This is a genomic window from Ruegeria atlantica (assembly GCF_013032505.1).
In the GTDB taxonomy this organism is placed as follows: domain Bacteria; phylum Pseudomonadota; class Alphaproteobacteria; order Rhodobacterales; family Rhodobacteraceae; genus Ruegeria; species Ruegeria atlantica_F.
This window is the reverse complement of sequence record NZ_WQCG01000005.1, coordinates 153300-173001: the sequence shown is the minus strand read 5'-3', so window position 1 is coordinate 173001 and position 19702 is coordinate 153300. Positions and strand designations below refer to the sequence as shown.

The 19702-nt window shown below is 57.7% G+C and carries 20 protein-coding genes; 16 read left to right on the top strand and 4 right to left on the bottom strand.

What is annotated here, in order from left to right:
- The first annotated feature begins 56 nt into the window (after positions 1-56).
- The 4 genes from cobU to GOW92_RS18110 are packed head-to-tail and all read left to right on the top strand — an operon-like array spanning position 57 to position 3656.
- Positions 57-578 carry a bifunctional adenosylcobinamide kinase/adenosylcobinamide-phosphate guanylyltransferase gene (gene cobU / locus GOW92_RS18125; protein WP_170562888.1) on the top strand — a complete coding sequence of 174 codons (522 nt, stop codon included), beginning with the start codon at positions 57-59 and terminating at the stop codon, positions 576-578.
- On the top strand, positions 575-1153 hold the full coding sequence (locus tag GOW92_RS18120) for a histidine phosphatase family protein (RefSeq protein WP_170562885.1): 579 nt from the start codon (positions 575-577) through the stop codon (positions 1151-1153). Before cobU ends, GOW92_RS18120 begins: the two co-directional genes overlap by 4 nt.
- A gap of 58 nt (positions 1154-1211) precedes the next feature.
- Positions 1212-2096, top strand: coding sequence for a glutathione S-transferase (locus tag GOW92_RS18115; RefSeq protein WP_170562882.1), 885 nt, complete (start codon positions 1212-1214; stop codon positions 2094-2096).
- A gap of 45 nt (positions 2097-2141) precedes the next feature.
- Positions 2142-3656 carry a YifB family Mg chelatase-like AAA ATPase gene (locus GOW92_RS18110; protein WP_170562878.1) on the top strand — a complete coding sequence of 505 codons (1515 nt, stop codon included), beginning with the start codon at positions 2142-2144 and terminating at the stop codon, positions 3654-3656.
- Here the strand turns inward: GOW92_RS18110 and gshB are convergent.
- The 3 genes from gshB to rsmI form a co-directional block, all read right to left on the bottom strand.
- Complete coding sequence (gene gshB / locus GOW92_RS18105) at positions 3653-4585, bottom strand: glutathione synthase (protein WP_170562874.1); 933 nt, start codon at positions 4583-4585, stop codon at positions 3653-3655. The genes GOW92_RS18110 and gshB overlap by 4 nt on opposite strands.
- Before the next feature lie 61 nt (positions 4586-4646).
- On the bottom strand, positions 4647-5018 hold the full coding sequence (locus tag GOW92_RS18100) for a YraN family protein (protein ID WP_170562871.1): 372 nt from the start codon (positions 5016-5018) through the stop codon (positions 4647-4649).
- A gap of 1 nt (position 5019) precedes the next feature.
- On the bottom strand, positions 5020-5877 hold the full coding sequence (gene rsmI / locus GOW92_RS18095) for a 16S rRNA (cytidine(1402)-2'-O)-methyltransferase (RefSeq protein WP_170562868.1): 858 nt from the start codon (positions 5875-5877) through the stop codon (positions 5020-5022).
- An 88-nt stretch (positions 5878-5965) separates the two neighbouring features.
- Here rsmI and GOW92_RS18090 point away from each other — a divergent pair, with 88 nt between their 5' ends.
- From GOW92_RS18090 to murJ, 3 genes are read left to right on the top strand one after another with little or no spacing between them, the layout of a single operon-like run.
- Positions 5966-7138: a penicillin-binding protein activator gene (locus GOW92_RS18090; protein ID WP_170562865.1), complete on the top strand. Its 1173-nt coding sequence runs from the start codon at positions 5966-5968 to the stop codon at positions 7136-7138.
- Positions 7098-9917, top strand: a complete 2820-nt coding sequence (locus GOW92_RS18085; RefSeq protein ID WP_170562864.1) for a [protein-PII] uridylyltransferase — start codon at positions 7098-7100, stop codon at positions 9915-9917. The genes GOW92_RS18090 and GOW92_RS18085 overlap by 41 nt, the downstream gene beginning before the upstream one ends.
- Positions 9914-11455, top strand: coding sequence for a murein biosynthesis integral membrane protein MurJ (murJ, locus tag GOW92_RS18080; protein ID WP_170562862.1), 1542 nt, complete (start codon positions 9914-9916; stop codon positions 11453-11455). Before GOW92_RS18085 ends, murJ begins: the two co-directional genes overlap by 4 nt.
- Here the strand turns inward: murJ and GOW92_RS18075 are convergent, their stop codons facing one another.
- Positions 11456-12142, bottom strand: coding sequence for a rhomboid family intramembrane serine protease (locus GOW92_RS18075; protein WP_170562860.1), 687 nt, complete (start codon positions 12140-12142; stop codon positions 11456-11458).
- 86 nt (positions 12143-12228) lie between these two features.
- On the opposite strand from GOW92_RS18075, the gene trpS reads away from it, so the two are divergent.
- From trpS to GOW92_RS18030, 9 genes are all read left to right on the top strand, one after another.
- On the top strand, positions 12229-13257 hold the full coding sequence (gene trpS, locus GOW92_RS18070) for a tryptophan--tRNA ligase (RefSeq protein ID WP_170562858.1): 1029 nt from the start codon (positions 12229-12231) through the stop codon (positions 13255-13257).
- 59 nt (positions 13258-13316) lie between these two features.
- Positions 13317-14180, top strand: a complete 864-nt coding sequence (locus GOW92_RS18065) for a branched-chain amino acid aminotransferase (protein WP_170562856.1) — start codon at positions 13317-13319, stop codon at positions 14178-14180.
- A gap of 65 nt (positions 14181-14245) precedes the next feature.
- Positions 14246-14701: a universal stress protein gene (locus GOW92_RS18060; RefSeq protein ID WP_170562854.1), complete on the top strand. Its 456-nt coding sequence runs from the start codon at positions 14246-14248 to the stop codon at positions 14699-14701.
- Between the two features lie 9 nt (positions 14702-14710).
- A complete protein-coding gene (locus GOW92_RS18055; RefSeq protein WP_170562851.1) occupies positions 14711-15304 on the top strand; it encodes a 2-hydroxychromene-2-carboxylate isomerase in 594 nt (197 codons plus the stop codon).
- Positions 15305-15373: 69 nt separating this feature from the next.
- Complete coding sequence (locus GOW92_RS18050) at positions 15374-15937, top strand: NifU family protein (RefSeq protein WP_170562848.1); 564 nt, start codon at positions 15374-15376, stop codon at positions 15935-15937.
- Entirely contained in the window at positions 15927-16511 is a 585-nt protein-coding gene (gene tsaB, locus GOW92_RS18045; protein ID WP_170562845.1) for a tRNA (adenosine(37)-N6)-threonylcarbamoyltransferase complex dimerization subunit type 1 TsaB, read from the top strand. Before GOW92_RS18050 ends, tsaB begins: the two co-directional genes overlap by 11 nt.
- Entirely contained in the window at positions 16511-16924 is a 414-nt protein-coding gene (locus GOW92_RS18040) for a GNAT family N-acetyltransferase (RefSeq protein ID WP_170562841.1), read from the top strand. Before tsaB ends, GOW92_RS18040 begins: the two co-directional genes overlap by 1 nt.
- Before the next feature lie 159 nt (positions 16925-17083).
- Entirely contained in the window at positions 17084-18082 is a 999-nt protein-coding gene (locus GOW92_RS18035; protein WP_170562837.1) for a BMP family lipoprotein, read from the top strand.
- Between the two features lie 89 nt (positions 18083-18171).
- Positions 18172-19701 carry an ABC transporter ATP-binding protein gene (locus GOW92_RS18030; protein WP_170562834.1) on the top strand — a complete coding sequence of 510 codons (1530 nt, stop codon included), beginning with the start codon at positions 18172-18174 and terminating at the stop codon, positions 19699-19701.
- Position 19702 lies beyond the last annotated feature (1 nt).

Here is a 19702-nt window from a genome sequence, read left to right as displayed (position 1 = left end):
GACCTATGAACGATACGCAAAACAAAACCGGGTGGATCACATGGAAGGTAATTATCGTGAGTCCGGATTTAACCTTTGTGTTGGGCGGCGCGGCCTCGGGCAAGTCGGCTTTTGCCGAACATCTTGTTGTTTCATCAGGAAAAAAGAGAGTTTACCTTGCGACATCACAAGTGTTTGATGATGAGATGCGAGGTAAGGTTCAGCGCCATATTTCTCAACGGGGCGAAGGCTGGAAGACGATCGAGGCACCGTTTGACCTTGGCCCGACATTGGCGGATTTGTCCCCGAACTCTGTTTGTCTGATCGACTGCGCCACTATGTGGCTGACCAATCACCTGCTTGCAGAAAACGATTTGGAACAGGCGCAAAGCGCGCTTTTGCAGTCCTTGCGCCTGTGTTCCTCACAAGTCGTCATCGTCTCGAACGAGGTTGGACACGGGATCGTCCCTGACAATGCACTATCCCGCCGATTCCGCGAGGCGCAGGGGCGGTTGAACATCGCGTTGGCCGCCGAGGCCGATCTGGTGGTGCAGGTCACGGCCGGCTTGCCAATGGTATTGAAGGGACAACTGGATTGACACGTCTGCATCTTGTGCGTCACGGCCCAACTCATGCCAAAACGATGGTCGGTTGGTCCGACCTTCCCGCCGATCTGAGCGATCGGGCAGCCGTTACCCGCTTGCATGACCACCTACCCGCCACGGCACTTGTTGTTTCCTCTGATCTGAGCCGGGCCGCAGATACCGCCTCAGCCATACAGGGTAACCGCCAGCGCCTACCGCATCGACCCGCGCTGCGCGAAATCAATTTCGGCACGTGGGAGCTGCGTGCTTTCAAAGAGATCGAGGCCGAAGACCCCGAGCTTGCATTCGCATATTGGGACAACCCCGGCGACGTACGTCCCCCAAACGGGGAAAGCTGGAACGAGGTTCGCGGACGCGTCAACGCAGCCGTTGACCAATTGATCGCGCAACACAGCGGGCGCGATATCGTGGTCGTGGCGCATTTTGGCGTGATCCTGACACAGGTCCAAAGGGCGCTTAACGTCGACGCGCAAGAAGCCTTTAGCCATCGCATCGACAACCTTTCGGTTACCGACATCACTCACAACGGAAAACACTGGTCCGTTGGGCGGATCAATCATCTTCCGTGATGCAACCGCGCACAATTCACTGATTTACTGAACGGGTCTGCCACGCCATCCTTGCCGCATGACTTATGATTTGTTTATCGGAGACCGCTTGTTTTCCAGCTGGTCTATGCGTGGCTGGCTGATGCTGGAAAAGTTCGGCCTGCCCTATCGTTCCAATATGATCGGCCTTTATTCGGGCACCATGGCCGAGGATATGAAACCCCTCGCCCCTGCCCGCCTTGTCCCTGCCCTGCGATTGCCTGACGGCACCGCGGTTGGGGAAAGTCTGGCGATGGCGGAAACGCTGGCCGAGTTGCATCCGGAAGCCGGGTTGTGGCCCGAAGATCCTGCCGCGCGCGCCACCGCGCGATGGCTTTGCGCGGAAATGGTAGCTGGATTTGGCGCATTGCGCGGGCAGTGTCCGATGCAACTCAAACAGTGTTGGCAAGGGTTCGTTCCCTCGTCTGAGACGCGCACCGATCTAGCAAGGATCGAGACCTTGTGGGCTCATGCCCGTGATGTGTCAGGCGCGGATACCGGTCGTTTGTTCGGTCGCTATTCGCTGGCTGACGTGTTCTACACACCAGTCGCGGCGCGGATCATCGGCTACGGCTTGCCCGTGTCTGACGCCAGTCGCGAATACTGTCTTGAGTTGCTGTCAGATGGACCCGTCCGCCAATGGCGTGCGATGGGACTGACCGTCGAATACGACCCATTTCCCTACCCAATGGATCTGCAATCAGAACCTTGGCCAATCGGCGACACGTCGCAGGCAAAGGCGGTGAATGGCACGACGTCAATCAATGACACCTGCCCCTATTCCGGCAAAGCCATTACTGCAGTTCTTGAACTCGACGGCCAACGCTGGGGGTTCTGTAATTCGTTCTGCCGTGACAAAACTGTCGCTGATCCCGGAGCCTGGCCAAAATTCACCGAAATGACCCGCGCCGTTAACGATTCTTAAACCGCCACTGTGGCAGCAACGACCTGTTAACCAAAAAGGTCATTCATGGTTGCCCGCGCCCATACCGTTGCTTTTCAAGGGGTTGATGCCCGCCCGGTCGAGGTGCAATGCGCCGTCTCGCCGGGCTTGCCCGCCTTTTCCATTGTAGGATTGCCAGACAAAGCCGTGTCCGAAGCGCGGGACCGCGTCCGCAGCGCGTTAAGTTCCATGGCCATCGCATTGCCGTCAAAACGGATCACGATCAATCTGTCACCGGCCGACCTGCCCAAGGAAGGCAGCCATTTCGACCTGCCCATCGCGGTCGCGCTGCTATCTGCGTTAGAGATCATTCCTCGGGACGCCGCCGAAGGATCGGTGTCGCTGGGCGAATTGTCTCTGGACGGCTCTCTGGTACCTGTTGTCGGCGCCCTGCCTGCCGCTATGACCGCAGCAGCAGAGGATCGCGCTTTGCTTTGCCCGCGTGCGTCCAGCGCCGAGGCCGCGTGGGTCGACGCAACTCAGGTGATCGGGGCGGGATCTCTGGGTGATGTCGTGCGACATTTTTCCGGCCAGTCGCCTTTGCCCGCCGCCCAGCCCGGCGAAGTCATGTTTGAGCCCAGCGTGCGGAATTTGCGCGACGTAAAAGGGCAAGAACGCGCAAAGCGTGCCTTGGAGATTGCCGCAGCGGGCCGGCACCACCTGATCATGACCGGCACACCGGGCTCAGGCAAATCCATGCTGGCCGCGCGGTTGCCCGGAATATTGCCCCCGCTCACACCGGCCGAAGCGTTGGAGACGTCGATGATTCAATCGCTTTGCGGGCTTTTGGACGAAGGTGGGATCAGCCGCAGCCGCCCCTTCCGCGAACCGCATCACACGGCGTCGATGGCCGCAATCGTTGGTGGCGGTAGAGGAGCCAAACCAGGTGAGATATCACTGGCCCATAACGGGGTTCTGTTCATGGACGAGTTCCCCGAGTTTCCTCGCACTGTTCTTGAGACCTTGCGCCAGCCGATCGAAACCGGAGAAGTCATGGTCGCACGGGCAAACGCGCACGTGAAATACCCCTGCCGTTTCATGCTCGTGGCCGCGGCCAACCCCTGTAAATGCGGATACCTGACTGACCCTGGTCGCGCCTGTTCGCGTGCGCCGGTTTGCGGTGAGGATTATCTGAGCCGAATCTCCGGACCACTGATGGATCGGTTCGATTTAAGAATCGAAGTGCCTCCGGTTGGGTTCACCGATCTTGATTTGCCGCCCTCGGGCGACGGTTCAGCCGCAGTAGCTGCGCGGGTTGAACAGGCCCGTTCTATTCAGGCAGAGCGGTTTCGCGATATGCCGTCCACCCGTCAGAACGCAGACGTCGAGGGCAAGTTGCTGGACGAAATAGCGGCGCCGGATGCCGAAGGGAAAGAACTGCTGCTAAAGGCCGCCGAACGCTTTGGCCTTTCCGCCCGCGCCTTTCACCGCATCCTGCGCGTGGCACGCACTATCGCTGATCTAGACGGCGCACCGGATGTCCGACGCCCCCATATTGCCGAAGCGCTGAGCTTCCGCATCAGCGCCAAGGCCACGCTTTAGAGTGTGGCCTCGATCGCCTGCCAAATTTTCTCGGCGATGTTCACGCCGTTGAACCGTTCCAGTTCCTGAATGCCGGTTGGCGAGGTCACGTTGATTTCCGTCAGGTAGTCGCCGATCACGTCGATCCCGACGAATACTTGACCCTTTTCTTTCAGCAACGGACCAATCGCGGCGCAGATTTCCAGATCGCGCTCAGACAGGCCGATTTTTTCAGGCCGTCCGCCTACATGCATGTTCGAACGTGTTTCGCCTGCAGCGGGTACCCGGTTGATCGCGCCGACGGCTTCACCGTCGACCAGAATAACGCGTTTGTCGCCATTGCTGACATCGGGCAGGAACTTCTGCACGATTAGTGGCTCGCGCGAAAATCCGGTAAACAGCTCGTGCAATGATGTCAGGTTGCGGTCATTTGCGTCCAGCCGGAACACACCGGCACCACCATTGCCATAGAGCGGTTTCAGGATGACGTCGCCGTGCTTTTCCTTGAACGCCTTGATCGTCGTTAGGTCACGCGCAATCGTTGTTGGTGGCGTCAGGTCAGGGAAATCCAGAACCAGCAGCTTTTCAGGGTAGTTCCGCACCCAAAACGGATCATTTACAACCAAAACCTGGCCCTTAAGACGGTCCAGCAGGTGGGTCGATGTGATGTAATGCATGTCAAACGGCGGGTCCTGACGCAGCCAGATCACGTCAAACTCGGCCAGGTCCACTTCACGTTCCGGGCCGAGTTCCGCCGGATTGCCTTCCACTCGCTGAACTTTCATGTCCTGACCGCGCGCGGTGATCCGCCCCTCTTGATAGGCCAGTTGATCCGGGCTGTAGAAAAACAGTGTATGTCCGCGCGCCTGCGCCTCTTCCGCCAGACGGAATGAGCTGTCGGCATTGATATCCACGGCCCCGATCGGGTCCATCTGAAAGGCGATTTTCATGGCGTGTCCCTCAGTTTCACGCCAGATACATGGCCCAGCCACGCCGGTGGTTCAATGGTGATCACGCCAAACCAAAAGCGTTTTCGATAATTTGAACGGCGCCCGACGCGTCAACCAAAGCCGCGTCAAACCGAACACTCGTCAGTTGTCCGCTGGGCTCAGTTTCCAGATATTGGGCAGCAGATGCGCAGATACGATCCATCTGACGCCGATTGATCCGGGCTGCAGCCGCATCGAAACTGGTGCTTTTCTTAACCTCGACAAAAACAATCCCGTCCGAGTTACGCGCAATCAGATCAATTTCCCCGCCGGCGCCACGCCAGCGGCGGTGGGCAACAGAAAATCCATGCCGTTCGTATTCTGCTGCAACCTGTTGCTCTGCTGCTTGCCCAGCATAATATGACACAGAACTTCGAACGGATTGTGCACCCATTTCATCCCTTTCCCAGCTTCAGAGCCTTCTGATAGATCGGGCGCCGCGGCAGTTTGTACATTTCTGATACCAAATCAGCCGCGTCCCGAACCGAGTGGGTTTCCAAGGCTCGTGTCAAAGCCTCTTCTATGTCGGATTCGTTAACAGTTTCCGAATGGCCGCGATCCACGAGCAGCACGATTTCACCTTTGACCGTCTGACCTTGCAGGTCTGTCGCCAGTTCTTCCAGCGACCCGCGACGAACTTCTTCGAATTTCTTAGTGAGTTCCCGGCACATAGCAGCCTGACGATTTCCGCCCAGAACATCAGCAAGGTCAGACAGACACGCCGCCACGCGCTTTGGCGACTCGTAAAAAACCAAAGTACCCGGTACGTCCCGCAACGCCTCGATCCGTGAGCGGCGCGCGCCTTTTGCATTGGGCAGGAACCCCGCAAAGAAAAACGCGTCCGTCGGCAATCCCGCAAGGGTCAATGCCATTAGCGCAGCAGACGGTCCGGGCGCGCAGGTCACCGTGTGGCCGGCTTCTGCTGCTTGTCGCCCCAGGTCGTAACCGGGATCAGCGATCATTGGCATACCAGCTTCGGACGCATAAGCCACAGACTTCCCGTCTTGCAGAGAATCAAGGATTTTCCCCCGCGCACCTGCGCCGCTGTGATCGTGATAGGCTAGGATCCGACGTCCTTCCAGCGGGACTCCGTGGATTTCCATTAACCGGCGCAAGCTGCGCGTGTCTTCGGCGGCGATGACATCCGCCGAAGCGAGCACATCCAGCGCTCTAAGCGTGATATCGCGCGCCGCCCCGATCGGAGTGGCAACAAAATACAGGCCAGCGCCCAATCTTACTTTTTGGAAATTCAAAGCTGGACCCTCACAGCGTGACGTTTATTATCGCGGCATAACAGATTGGTGGTACCCCAAGCCGCCGGGACAGGGAGTTTTCATTTAGATGTTTACCGTTTGCAAGCCCGTTCGCAAGCTGGCGAAATCCGCCGCGATCCTGGCAACCGCAGCATTCCTCGCCGCGTGTGAGCCCGGAGGTCTTGGCGGAGGCCCGTCGATCAATACATCCAAACCCGTACCGGTCGCGCTGTTGGTTCCGGCAGGATCGGGGAATTCCGGTGACGCACAACTGGCGCGGAGCCTTGAAAACGCTGCGCGCCTTGCAATGGCAGACTTGCAAAACGTGCAGATTGATCTGCGTGTTTACGACACGCGGGGCAGCTCGAACACGGCAGCGACGGTGGCGCAACAGGCCGTCGCAGACGGGGCAAAGATAATCATTGGCCCGGTTTACGCACAGGCAGCAAACTCGGCCGGATTGGCGGTGCTGAACAATCAGGTCAACGTCCTGTCCTTCTCAAACAATACCAGTATCGCGGGTGGCAATGTCTTTGTTCTGGGTCCGACCTTTCAGAACACGGCAAATCGTTTGGTCAACTTCGCCGGATCCCAAGGCAAGAACAGCATGGTCATTGTCCACAGCAACGACTCAGCTGGGCAGCTGGGACAGTCGGCTATCGCAACGGCGCTTGCCAGCAGCCGCGTAGCGAACGCAGGGACGGTTGGTTATGACCGGTCTCAGCAAGGTGTCATCAACTCGGTGCCCACAATCAAGGCGACGGTAGATGCAGCAGGTGCAGATTCCGTGTTTCTGACAGCGACGACGGCTGGTGCATTGCCGCTGTATTCCCAATTGCTGCCCGAAGCAGGTGTATCGCCATCCACCACCCAGTTCATTGGCTTGACGCGCTGGGATATTCCGGCTCAGACGCTGGAACTGCCCGGCGTACAAGGCGGCTGGTTCGCTCTGCCCGATCCGGCAAAGGCGCAGGCCTATCGCCAGCGGTATAACAACACCTATGGCGAGGCCCCCCATCCGATCAGCGGCTTAGCCTATGATGGGATCGCGGCAATTGCAGCACTAGTTAGTCAGGGTAAGTCAGATGCACTGACCGCCTCGGCCCTGACTCAGAACGCAGGGTTCCAGGGTGTTGGCGGCATCTTCCGCTTGCGGCCCAACGGTACGAACGAACGCGGTCTGGCCGTTGCCACGATCCAGAACAAACAGGTAGTAGTGATTGACTCCGCCCCTCAAAGCTTCTCAGGCGCCGGTTTCTGATCAGCCAGAGCTGACGCTCACCCCTCAGGGTGAACTGATTTGCCCGGCTGATGAAATTTTCGACAGTGCCGCCGTCATGGCCCAGCTGTCGGAAGCCTTTAATAATATTCAGGACAATGCCGCACGGCGCAATGAAACCGTGCGCATCCTGCGTGATGCCCAAAAGGCTGGGCGCAAGACCATTGCAGAGGCCTTCGCCGAACGCTCCTTCGACGCCAGACCTTTGACCCGGTCCTATACCTATCTGACCGACGGCCTTGTCTGCACTGCCATGCAGGTAGCCAGCGTGCACTTGCATCCTCTGGCAACACCAACGCAGGGCGAAAGGATCGCGGTTCTGGCCGTAGGCGGATACGGGCGGGGTGAAATGGCTCCGGCCTCAGACGTCGATCTGCTGTTCCTGACCCCGTACAAGATCACCGCCTGGGCCGAGAGCGTCATCGAGTCCATGCTCTACATGCTTTGGGATCTACGCCTGAAGGTTGGCCATTCATCCCGAACGATCAAGGATTGCCTGCGTCTGGGCACAGAAGATTTCACAATCCGCACCGCCATGCTGGAGCAGCGTTACCTGGCTGGCGACGCGGCCCTTGCCCAAGAGCTTGATAATCGTCTGAAAACCGAACTCTTCAAAGGCAGCGAACGTCAGTTCATCGAGGCCAAACTGCAGGAACGGGATGAGCGTCACCACAAACAGGGTGAACGCTATATGGTTGAGCCCAATGTCAAAGAAGGCAAAGGAGGACTGCGCGATCTGCAGTCTCTCTACTGGATCGCCAAGTACATCTATGGCGTTCAGGACGTGGCCGAACTGGTTCCCCTGGGTCTTTTTACACCCGAAGAGTTCAACACCTTTGTTGAGGCTGAAGAGTTTCTTTGGGCCGTCCGATCGCATCTGCATTTGGTGACAGGGCGCGCCACAGAGCAACTGACCTTCGACCTGCAGGTCGAGGTGGCCGACCGCATGGGCTATGAGGATCGTGCAGGGCGTCGGGCGGTTGAAGTTTTCATGCAGCGTTACTTCCGAGAGGCAACGCGTGTCGGTGAGTTGACCCGGATTTTCCTGACCAAGCTCGAAGCCTCGCACGTGAAAGGCGCGGCCTTACTGGAGCGCATCTTTCGGCGCAGGCCGCGTGTCAAATCGGGATACAAGGTGGTTCACGGCCGTCTGGATGTGGCAGACCCCAAGACCTTTCTATCGGACAAACTAAACCTGCTGCGTCTGTTTGATGAAGGTTTGCGTACGGGAATGCTGATCCACCCGGATGCAATGCGGCTTGTGACTGCCAATCTGCAACTTATCGACGACGACATGCGCCAAAACAAAGAGGCGCAGCGCATTTTTCTGGACCTGATGCTGAAGCACGGCAACCCGGAACGCGCCCTGCGCCGCATGAACGAATTGGGCGTATTGTCGGCCTTTCTGCCAGAGTTCGAGCACATCGTGGCGATGATGCAGTTCAACATGTATCACAGCTATACCGTGGACGAACATACGATCCAGACCATCGTCAATCTGGCCCAGATTGAACGCGGTGAATTGGTCGAATCTCTGCCCTTGGCCTCGTCGATTCTGAAACGCGGAGTTAATCGCAAGGTTCTATTCGTCGCGTTGCTGCTGCATGACATCGCCAAGGGGCGACCAGAAGATCACTCGATCCTTGGCGCTCAGATCGCGCGCAAGGTGGCTCCGCGTTTGGGCCTGAACAAATCCGACTCGGAGACCGTGGAATGGCTGGTACGGTATCACTTGCTGATGTCGGATATGGCACAGAAACGCGACATCTCGGATCCGCGTACGGTCCGTGACTTTGCCAAAGCAGTGAAGACGGTCAAACGGTTGGATCTACTCACGGTTCTTACCGTTTGTGACATTCGCGGCGTAGGGCCCAACACCTGGAACAACTGGAAGGCAACTCTGCTGCGCGCTTTGCACACAGAAACCAAGCGGGCGCTGGAAACCGGCATGGAGGACCTGAACCGGGCCAACCGCGGAGCCGAGGCCAAAAAGGCGTTGCGCGCGGCACTCAGCGACTGGTCCAAGGCTGACCTGAAGGCTGAAACGGGACGGCACTATGCGCCGTATTGGCAGGGCTTGAACCTGTCCACGCATGTTGAGTTTGCGAAAATGCTGCGCGCGCTAGAACACAGTGGCGACCCTGGAGCGATGGAAATTCACCTGCACCCGGATGACGACCGCGACGCCACCCGTGCCTGTTTTGCCATGGCAGACCACCCCGGGATTTTTGCGCGCATCGCCGGTGCGCTTGCTTTGGTCGGGGCTAACGTGGTCGACGCCCGGAGCTATACGACAAAGGACGGATACGTCACCGATGCATTCTGGATCCAGGATGCCGACGGTCATCCTTTTGAAGCAAGCCGCCTGCCGCGATTGACGCAAATGATCCATAAGACGCTAAAGGGTGAAGTGATCGCGCGGGACGCATTGAAATCGCGCGACAAGATCAAGAAACGCGAACGCGCCTTCAACGTGCCGACCCATATAATCTTCGACAATGACGGGTCCGAGATCTACACGATCATCGAGGTTGATACCCGTGATCGTCCCGGCCTGCTGTATGACCTGACAAGGACGCTGGCCGCCGCCAACGTTTATATCGCCAATGCGGTCATTGCGACCTATGGCGAACAGGTTGTCGATACCTTCTACGTCAAGGACATGTTCGGCCTGAAATACCACTCGGAAAGCAAACAACGCGGCCTTGAAACCAAGCTGCGCACAGCCATCACCGAAGGTGCGGAGCGCGCAATTTCATGAAACAAATCCGATTGTTTTCAGGACTGTTTACAGTCGGATTCTGGACACTCTCCAGCCGGATTTTGGGATTTCTACGAGAGATTCTGCTAACGGCTTTCATTGGGCCGGGTCCGGTGATGGACGCCTTTGTTGCCGCCTTCCGCCTGCCCAACATGTTCCGACGGTTTTTTGCCGAAGGTGCCTTCAACGCCGCCTTTGTACCGATGTTTTCGAAACGCCTGGAGGGCGAGGAAAACGCCCAAAGCTTTGCGCAGGATGCCTTCAACCTTTTAGCCGTGGCCGTGCTGGCGCTGGTCGGACTGGCGATGGTTTTCATGCCCGGGCTTGTCTGGCTCACTGCCGAAGGGTTCTACGGCGACGAACGGTTCGATCTGGCCGTTGATTATGGCTATGTAGTTTTTCCCTACATCCTGTTTATGTCGCTGGCGGCGCTGTTTTCCGGCGTTTTGAATGCCACCGGGCGGTTCGCTGCCGCTGCCGCAGCTCCGGTGTTGCTAAACATTTTTGCCTGTACCGCCCTGATCGCAGGCGCCCTGTCCGGGGGTGAGGTGATCCGATGGCTGATCGCAGTGATCCCGCTGGCCGGGGTCGCGCAACTCGCGCTCGTCTGGGTTGCGACGGAACGCGCAGGCATTCGAATTCGCCCCGGCAAACCCAATCTCAGCCCGGAAATGCGGCACATGGTGCGCATTGCCGTTCCCGCCGCTTTGGCGATGGGCGTTACGCAGGTCAATCTGGTGGTTGGTCAGCTTGTTGCCTCTAAAACTGAAAAGGCCGTCAGCTGGCTGTTCGCAGCTGACCGGTTGTATCAGCTGCCTTTGGGAGTGGTCGGCATCGCGGTTGGGATCGTGCTGCTGCCGGACCTTTCCCGTCGCCTGCGGGCAGGCGACAAGGACGGTGCCCGCAATGCATATTCCCGCGCCGGCGAGTTCACGTTGCTACTGACCCTGCCGTCGACGGTGGCCTTTATGATCATCCCCATACCTCTGGTGTCGGTCCTGTTCGAACGCGGTCAGTTCGGCCCCGAAGACACCGCGGCAACGGCACTGGCCGTGGCGATTTACGGGATCGGCCTGCCGGCCTTCATGCTGCAGAAGCTTTTGCAACCATTGTTCTTCGCCCGCGAGGACACGAAGTCCCCTTTCCGGTATGCGGTGGTTGCGATGGTTGTGAATGCCGGGCTGGCTTTCGGCCTGTTTCCATTTCTTGGGTGGATCGCACCAGCTATCGCAGCCTCGGCGGCGGGCTGGGCAATGGTTGCGCTACTGGCCATCGGTGCGCGCCGTTTCGGTGATGAGGCGCGGTTTGACGAACGGTTCAAACGGCGCGCCTGGCGCATCGTCGCGGCGTCGTTGGGTATGGGCGTTGTGCTTTTCGCCGCCCTTCACCTCTTTGGCTGGGTATTCCAGATACCGGGATGGCGCTATGCGGCGTTGCTTGCCCTGATCGTCGTGGCCGCAACTGCGTACTTTTTCCTTGGGCACCTACTCAAAGCGTTCGAGGTGTCCGAATTCAGAAAAGCGCTACGCCGGTCCTGATTATTCGCGACGGATACGTCCCACGATCCGCGCCCATCCGCCGGGAACCAGAAAAAACGACAAACCGAATCCGGTTGCAAATCCACCAAGGTCTGCGACCCAATCCGACGTGCCGCCAAACAAAAGCCCGAACACCAGCTGGATGCCCATCAAGACCGCGATAAGGCTGAATGCGCGGGATTGGTTCTCACCGACCAGAGACAGCTTGCGCCACAGCAACCACGTGAATGCACCAATCAGCCCATAGACCGGGGGAAACCCTCCGACCAGTGGGTAATTTGGGTTCAGCAGCAGCGCATAGATCAACGCACCGCCAACCCCAGACACAACGAAAATGATCAGCATCTGCAGGCCACCGAACACTTCGGCCACCATTTTGCCCATGGCCAGAACGAAGACGCTGACGAACACCGCTTGCGTAAAGCTGCCCGAGACGAACGGATAGGTCACGAAACGGATCACGTGTTCAAACGGCCAGCGCCCGTTCTCGATCATCCAGTGAAAGATGTCCGGGGAAAATGAATAGCTCTGCAAGGCATCCAGGCGCCAACCCACTGCGCCAGGTCCTCCGACCAGGCCGCGCGAACCCAGCGTAAACGCCAATTCGATCCCCATGATAAACAACACCAACGCCACCACGACCGGCGGCAAGGGGTTCACGGCGGGTGTATAATGCTCACTGCTCATTGGGCTGGCCTTTCGCGGCTGTTGACGTCCCTTGACCTCATGGGTAAGCGACGGGGGCTGATTTTTCCAGACGGGAGTTCCCTTCGATGACCGAAACCAAGTTCACGCCGCGCGTGTTTTCCGGCATCCAGCCTTCGGGAAACCTGCACCTTGGCAACTACCTGGGTGCGCTCAAGCGTTTTGTGGATATGCAGGGCGAAGATTACGAGACCATTTATTGCATGGTCGACCTGCACGCGATCACCGTCTGGCAAGACCCTGCCCGTCTGCGTGAGAAGACTCGCGAAGTCTGCGCCGGCTTCATTGCTGCTGGTCTGGACCCGGAAAAGTCTATTCTGTTCAACCAGAGCCAGGTGGCAGAGCACACACAATTGGCATGGATCTTCAACTGTATCGCTCGCATGGGCTGGATGCAGCGTATGACACAGTTCAAGGACAAAGCGGGCAAGAACGCGCAGAATGCATCGTTGGGTTTGTTTGCCTATCCGGCGCTGATGGCAGCTGACATCCTGACCTATCACGCGACGCATGTGCCAGTGGGCGAGGACCAGAAACAGCATCTGGAACTGACCCGCGACATCGCGATCAAGTTCAACCATGATTACGGCGTCGATTTCTTCCCCGTGACCGAACCGGTCATCGGCGGCCCCGCGCCGCGTGTGATGAACCTGCGCGACGGCTCTCGTAAAATGTCATCTTCGGACCCGTCCGACATGACCCGGATCAATATGACTGACGATGCCGACGCGATCGCCAAGAAAATCCGCAAGGCCAAGACGGACCCGGATGCGCTGCCATCGGAAACCGATGGCCTGTCCGAACGTCCCGAGGCGCGCAATCTGGTCAACATCTATGCTGCGCTCAGCGATCAGACCGCGGAACAGGTTTTGGCTGAGGTTGGCGGCAAGCAGTTTGGCGAGTTCAAACCAATGCTGGCCGAATTGGCGGTAGCCAAACTGGCTCCGATCTCGACAGAAATGGCACGCCTGATGGGCGAAGAGGCCGAGATTGATCGGATTCTAGCCATCGGTGCGGACAAGGCACGGGCAATTGCGGCCCCGATCCTGCAACAGACCTACGAAATCGTGGGCATGGTTGGCGCAAAACGAAGCTGATTGCGCTGGACCTTCCTGTGACGCCTTCCTAGGTTGCCCCAAGGGCAAAGGAGGGCGTCATGGCAGTCGGCAAGAATATCCGCACCTATTTTGATGGTCAGTGGCATAACGGGGACGCCCCGATTATGCGCGCGGCAGATCATGGCGCATGGCTAGGGTCTTCGGTCTTTGATGGTGCGCGCTACTTTGACGGGCTAGCCCCAGATCTGGCTGCTCATTGCGAACGAGTCAACCGTTCCGCAGAGGCGCTGCTGCTGACGCCGACCGTCACGACCGCACAGATGGTCGAGATCGTCCGGGAAGGGTTGGAAAGCTATGCCAAAGGGGCTGCGGTCTATATCCGGCCCATGTATTGGGGGATTGACGGCGACGCCACGGCCATCGTGCCTCAGCAGAACAGCACGGGCTTTGCCATTTGTCTGGAAGAAATACCGATGGCGGCGGAAACAGCCTCGGTCACCCTATCCACCACGCGGTTCCGCCGTCCGGTTCTGGAATCAGCCGTCGTGAATGCCAAGGCCGGGTGCCTGTACCCCAATAACGCCCGCATGCTGCAGGAAGCCCGGTCCAAAGGCTTCTCGAATGCTTTGGTGGCGGACGCTTTGGGTCACGTGGCAGAGACCGCTACTGCAAACATCTTCATGGTCCGCGATGGCGAGGTTTTCACGCCCACCCCAAATGGAACTTTCCTGGCAGGAATCACCCGCGCGCGGCATATCAAAAACCTGCGCGCCGACGGCGTGACAGTCCACGAATCTGTCCTCAGCTTTGAAGATTTTCACAAGGCGGACGAAGTGTTTATGACCGGCAACATGAACAAATTAACGCCGGTCACCGCATTGGAAGATACACAATATCAGGTTGGACCAATTGCGCGCCGCGCGCGCGAGCTCTACTGGGACTGGGCAGCAAGCAAGCGGTAGGGACTCACCGTGTTGCCAGCCCGCATCTGGTCGGGCATGATCCCCCTAAATACACGAGGACAACCATGCGTAAGTTTCTAGTCATTCTGGATGACAGCCGCGAATGCCTGAACGCTATGCGTTTCGCGGCAATGCGTGCCGCCCATACCGGCGGCGGCGTCACGATCCTGTCCGTGATCCCACCGGATGAGTTCAACCACTGGATCGGTGTCGCTGAAACCATGCGCGAAGAGGCACGTGAACGCATTCACGCGCACTACGAAGTGTTCGCCAAATGGATGCGCGACAAACAAGGGATCGACCCCGAGTTGTCCATTCGCGAAGGCGATCCGGTCCCTCAGATTATCGAACATGTCCAGTCAGACGCGGAAATCGGCGTTCTGGTACTGGGTGCCGGCATTGAAAAGAAGGGGCCCGGGCCCCTAGTGACGCAGTTGACCAAAAATTCGGGCAGTTTGCCAATTCCGATCACAATCGTGCCCGGCGACCTGAGCAAGGAAAAGCTGGAAGCCATCACCTGAGGCCACCTAATGCAGAACCGCATCCAGTTCTGGTTCGAATTCGCATCGACCTATTCCTACCTTAGCGCAATGCGAATCGAGCAGGCTGCGGCACAGCAAGACGTCTTTGTTGAGTGGCACCCCTTTCTACTGGGGCCCATTTTCGCAGCACAGGGTTGGGACAATTCTCCATTCAACCTCTACCCAGCCAAGGGGCGCTATATGTGGCGCGATATGGAACGGTTGACGGCGCAGCGCGGCCTGCCCTTCCGACAGCCGGACCCGTTTCCGCAAAACGGCCTGAAGGCTGCGCGTCTTACACTGGCGATTGAGGATCAGGCCCAGAAGGCGCGTTTTGTCCGGGCGGTCTATGCAGCCGAATTTGCGCAAGGTCGAAATGTATCGGATGATGCAGTTCTGGTTGATTGCCTGAAGTCTACCGATTTGCCAGAGAGCTTTTTGGACAGAACCCAAGACCCCGAAATCAAGTCTGCGCTGATCGAACAAACCAAATCAGCTCAGTCCAAGGGGTTGTTTGGCGCGCCCAGCTTTGTGGTCGGTGATGAACTATATTGGGGTGACGACCGGTTGGATGATGCGATCCGGTTGGCCGCCAAAATTTAGAATCGTTCCAAATCTTGACTTATTCGGCCCGGACCCGCATATCAGAACCAACTGAAACGGAGCCGTGACATGTTCATCCAGACCGAATCCACGCCGAACCCTGCAACCTTGAAGTTTCTGCCCGGTCAAACCGTGCTGGAAGCTGGAACTGCGGATTTCCCATCGGCTGAAGCTGGCGAGAAATCACCCCTGGCCAAACGGATTTTTTCGGTCGGCGGTGTGACCGGCGTGTTCCTCGGCAATGACTTCGTGACCGTCACCAAATCTGATGACGTCCAATGGGATCACATCAAGCCCGCGATCCTGGGTGCGGTGATGGAACATTACCAGTCCGGTCAACCGGTCATCGGTGCTGACGCTACGGCCGCGTCGGGCCATGCAGAGCACACCGGCGAGGACGCCGAAGTCGTGAACCAAATCAAAGACTTGCTGGATAGCCGCGTCCGCCCGGCGGTTGCTCAGGACGGTGGTGATATCACGTTCCACGGGTTTGACCGCGGCGTTGTCTACCTGCACATGCAAGGCGCTTGCGCAGGCTGCCCGTCTTCGACCTTGACGCTGAAGATGGGTATCGAAAACCTGCTGCGCCACTACATCCCCGAAGTGACCGAGGTGCGCCCTGTTGCCGTCTGACCCGATCATTCTGGCATTTGACACATCGGCCGCGCATTGCGCGGCCGCTTTGTTGTGCGGGGACCAAATCGTCACATCGCGCATAGAAACCATGTCACGGGGTCAGGCCGAACGTCTGATGCCGTTGCTGGAAGAGATTCTGGCAGAAACCGGTTATGACTGGAAAGACCTGTCCGCGCTCGGTGTCGGTGTCGGACCGGGAAACTTTACAGGTATTCGAATCTCGGTTTCTGCAGCGCGTGGTTTGGCCTTGGGACTCGGAGTGCCTGCTGTAGGCGTTACGGGGTTTGACGCTTTGGCCGAAACGTCCAAAGACGCCCTACCCGCCATCCGCGCTCCGCGTGATCAGGTTTACGTTGCGTTGCCCGACAAAGGTCCCGTGCTTATGCCTCAGACCGAGGCAGAATCACTTGGCCCCCTGTTCCTGAATGACGACCCGGATGCGCAAATCCGCGCAATTGCCCGGATCGCCGGGCAAAGGTGGCAGACGCATACCCCAAAGCCGGCCCCGCTCTATGTTCGGCCCGCGGATGCGGCACCTTCAAAAGACTCCCCCCCGGTTTTGCTGGACTGATGACCCCAGAAATCCTTGCCAAAACACACGCGGCGGCATTTACCCAATCACGTGCGTGGGCTGCGGTCGAATTCGAAGACCTGTTAAGCAACCGGTTCATCCATGCCGTTGGAAATGCTAAATCTTTCGCGTTATTCCAGGTGATCGGTGATGAGGCCGAATTGCTGACGATCGCCACTCATCCAAACTTTCAGCGGCAGGGCCTGGCCCGAGCGTGCATGCAAGAGTGGCATTCCAAATCAAAATTTTTGGGCGCAACACGCGCTTTCCTGGACGTTGCTGCAGATAACTTGCCAGCAATCGCGTTGTACGAAAACAGCGGCTATCGTGCCTGTGGTTTGCGCAAGGCCTATTATCTTCGCGAAAACAATCAGAAAATCGACGCCATCGTGATGGAAATCGCGCTGAATTAACTGCCTTCGGTCAATTTTTTAGACCATTTGGTCAAAAATCTGTTGACCACGGCGGTTGCAAACGGCCTTAATTCCCGCCATCACAACAGTTATGCTCGCTCACAGTGGGTGAACGGGGCTATCTTTGCCTCGATCGATAATAACAAACGGGAGTAAGAAATGACCCTGATGAAATCCTTGATGGGTGCCACCGCCGCAGTCGCACTTACGGCTGGCGCCGCGCTTGCAGATCCTGCCCTGATCTTTGATCTTGGTGGCAAGTTCGACAAATCGTTCAACGAAGCCGCCCATAACGGCGCGTCGCGTTGGGCAGAAGAAACAGGCGGCAGCTACAACGAGATCGAGATCCAGTCCGAAGCACAGCGCGAGCAAGCTCTGCGCCGTTTCGCTGAATCCGGTTCGAACCCGATCATTACGATGGGTTTCGGTATGGCTGATCCGCTTTCGGCCGTCGCCGCCGACTATCCCGACACCAAATTTGTTGCGGTTGACGTCAACTGGCTGGACATCCCCAACATCCGTCAGATCGGTTTTGCCGAACATGAAGGGTCATATCTGGTTGGCATGATGGCCGCGATGGCATCGGAATCCGGTACCGTGGGCTTTATCGGCGGTATGGATATCCCGCTGATCCGCCACTTTGGCTGTGGTTACGCACAGGGTGCCAAGGCCGTGAACCCTGACATCAACGTTGTTGCCAACATGACCGGAACTACTCCGGCGGCGTGGAACGACCCGGTTAAAGGGTCCGAGCTGACCAAAGCACAGATCAGCCAGGGCGCTGATGTGATCTATGCGGCCGCAGGCGGCACCGGTGTTGGTGTTCTGCAAACCGCAGCAGACGAAGGCATCCTGTCGATCGGCGTGGACAGCAACCAGAACCACCTGCACCCCGGTAAGGTTCTGACCTCGATGCTCAAGCGTGTTGATGTCGCCGTTTATGACGCGATGAAAGCAGGTGAAGGTCTGGAAACTGGCGTGTTCCAGATGGGTCTGGCCGAAGAAGGTGTTGGCGTCGCGATGGATGAAAACAACGCACCTCTGGTCTCGGACGAGATGAAGGGCGCCGTCGACAAGGCACGTCAGGACATTATCGACGGTAATGTCTCGGTCGTCAGCTACTACGAGAACGACAGCTGCCCCGCACTGCAGTTCTAATATCGCGCGAGGCGGGGGTACAACCTCCGCCTCGGCCCTAACTCTGCCGCGAATGACACCGCGGCCCTTTCGGCAATTGAGGACAAGACATGACCGTCCCCGCCATTGAGCTCAAAGGGATATCCAAAGCCTTTGGGCCGGTTCAGGCCAACAAAGACATTTCCATCAGCGTCGCCCCCGGTACGATCCATGGGATCATCGGTGAAAACGGTGCGGGCAAATCCACGTTGATGAGCATTCTCTACGGCTTTTACAAAGCCGATAAAGGTGAAATTTGGATCAACGGAAACAAGACCGAAATCCCTGACAGCCAGGCGGCCATTGCTGCCGGGATCGGCATGGTTTTTCAACATTTCAAACTGGTTGAAAATTTCACCGTTCTTGAAAATATCGTGCTTGGTGCCGAAGATGGCGGGCTACTGGCCCCGTCCTTGTCCAAAGCGCGTAAGGAACTGAAAGCGCTGGAGGAAGAATACGAGCTGTTCGTTGATCCCGACAAGCGTATCGACGAGATTGGCGTCGGTATGCAGCAACGGGTCGAAATTCTTAAGGCGCTGTATCGCAAGGCCGAAATCCTGATTCTGGACGAACCGACCGGGGTTCTGACTCCAGCCGAAGCTGACCAGCTGTTCCGCATTCTTGACCGGCTTCGGGCCGAAGGGAAAACGATCATCGTGATCACGCACAAGCTGCGCGAAATCATGGAAAACACCGATACGGTTTCGGTGATGCGACGCGGCCAGATGACGGCTACGGTGAAAACAGCTGAAACCAGCCCCGAAGAACTGGCCGAGCTGATGGTAGGCCGCAAAGTTCTTTTGCAGGTCGACAAAGTGCCCGCACAACCCGGCAAGCCTGTATTGGAAATTGAAAAGCTGAGTGTTTTCGATTCGGCTGGAGTCGAACGGGTCAAAGGTATCGATCTAACTGTTCGGGCCGGGGAAATCGTCGGCATCGCAGGCGTGGCTGGCAACGGGCAATCGGAACTTCTGGAAGTTTTGGGCGGTATGCGCCCGGGCCAGGGTTCAATCAAACTGAATGGCAGGCCGCTCGCGCTCAGCGGTCCGGGATCGGACGGTCAGGCGCGTCGGGCGCAACATATCGCGCACGTGCCCGAAGACCGTCAGCGCGAAGGCCTTGTGATGGACTTTCACGCATGGGAGAACGTGGCCTTCGGCTATCATCGTGATCCCGCCTATCAGAGCGGGATTTTCATGAACAATGCCGCCCTGCGCGCGGATACCGAGCGCAAGATCGAGAAATTCGACGTTCGGCCACCTGATGCATGGCTTGCAGCCAAAAGCTTCTCGGGCGGGAATCAACAAAAGATTGTTGTCGCGCGCGAGATTGAACGAAACCCGGATCTGTTGTTGGTCGGACAACCCACCCGAGGCGTCGATATCGGCGCGATCGAGTTCATTCACAAACAGATCGTCGCGTTGCGCGATCAAGGCAAAGCGATCCTGCTGGTCTCGGTCGAGTTGGAAGAAATCTTCTCACTGTCGGACCGTATTGCAGTGATGTTTGACGGACATGTCATGGGCGAACGACTGCCCCATGAAACTGATGAAAAAGAACTTGGCCTGTTGATGGCCGGTGTTGCGGGGGAGGCCGCGTAAC

Excerpts from the sequence above, each read along its gene's own strand:
- GOW92_RS18115 (WP_170562882.1), top strand. The coding sequence starts at position 1,212 with ATGACTTATGATTTGTTTATCGGAGACCGCTTGTTTTCCAGCTGGTCT.
- GOW92_RS18110 (WP_170562878.1), top strand. The coding sequence starts at position 2,142 with ATGGTTGCCCGCGCCCATACCGTTGCTTTTCAAGGGGTTGATGCCCGC.
- gshB (WP_170562874.1), bottom strand. The coding sequence starts at position 4,585 with ATGAAAATCGCCTTTCAGATGGACCCGATCGGGGCCGTGGATATCAAT.
- GOW92_RS18100 (WP_170562871.1), bottom strand. The coding sequence starts at position 5,018 with ATGGGTGCACAATCCGTTCGAAGTTCTGTGTCATATTATGCTGGGCAA.
- GOW92_RS18090 (WP_170562865.1), top strand. The coding sequence starts at position 5,966 with ATGTTTACCGTTTGCAAGCCCGTTCGCAAGCTGGCGAAATCCGCCGCG.
- murJ (WP_170562862.1), top strand. The coding sequence starts at position 9,914 with ATGAAACAAATCCGATTGTTTTCAGGACTGTTTACAGTCGGATTCTGG.
- GOW92_RS18075 (WP_170562860.1), bottom strand. The coding sequence starts at position 12,142 with ATGAGCAGTGAGCATTATACACCCGCCGTGAACCCCTTGCCGCCGGTC.
- trpS (WP_170562858.1), top strand. The coding sequence starts at position 12,229 with ATGACCGAAACCAAGTTCACGCCGCGCGTGTTTTCCGGCATCCAGCCT.
- GOW92_RS18065 (WP_170562856.1), top strand. The coding sequence starts at position 13,317 with ATGGCAGTCGGCAAGAATATCCGCACCTATTTTGATGGTCAGTGGCAT.
- GOW92_RS18060 (WP_170562854.1), top strand. The coding sequence starts at position 14,246 with ATGCGTAAGTTTCTAGTCATTCTGGATGACAGCCGCGAATGCCTGAAC.
- GOW92_RS18055 (WP_170562851.1), top strand. The coding sequence starts at position 14,711 with ATGCAGAACCGCATCCAGTTCTGGTTCGAATTCGCATCGACCTATTCC.
- GOW92_RS18050 (WP_170562848.1), top strand. The coding sequence starts at position 15,374 with ATGTTCATCCAGACCGAATCCACGCCGAACCCTGCAACCTTGAAGTTT.
- GOW92_RS18040 (WP_170562841.1), top strand. The coding sequence starts at position 16,511 with ATGACCCCAGAAATCCTTGCCAAAACACACGCGGCGGCATTTACCCAA.
- GOW92_RS18035 (WP_170562837.1), top strand. The coding sequence starts at position 17,084 with ATGACCCTGATGAAATCCTTGATGGGTGCCACCGCCGCAGTCGCACTT.
- GOW92_RS18030 (WP_170562834.1), top strand. The coding sequence starts at position 18,172 with ATGACCGTCCCCGCCATTGAGCTCAAAGGGATATCCAAAGCCTTTGGG.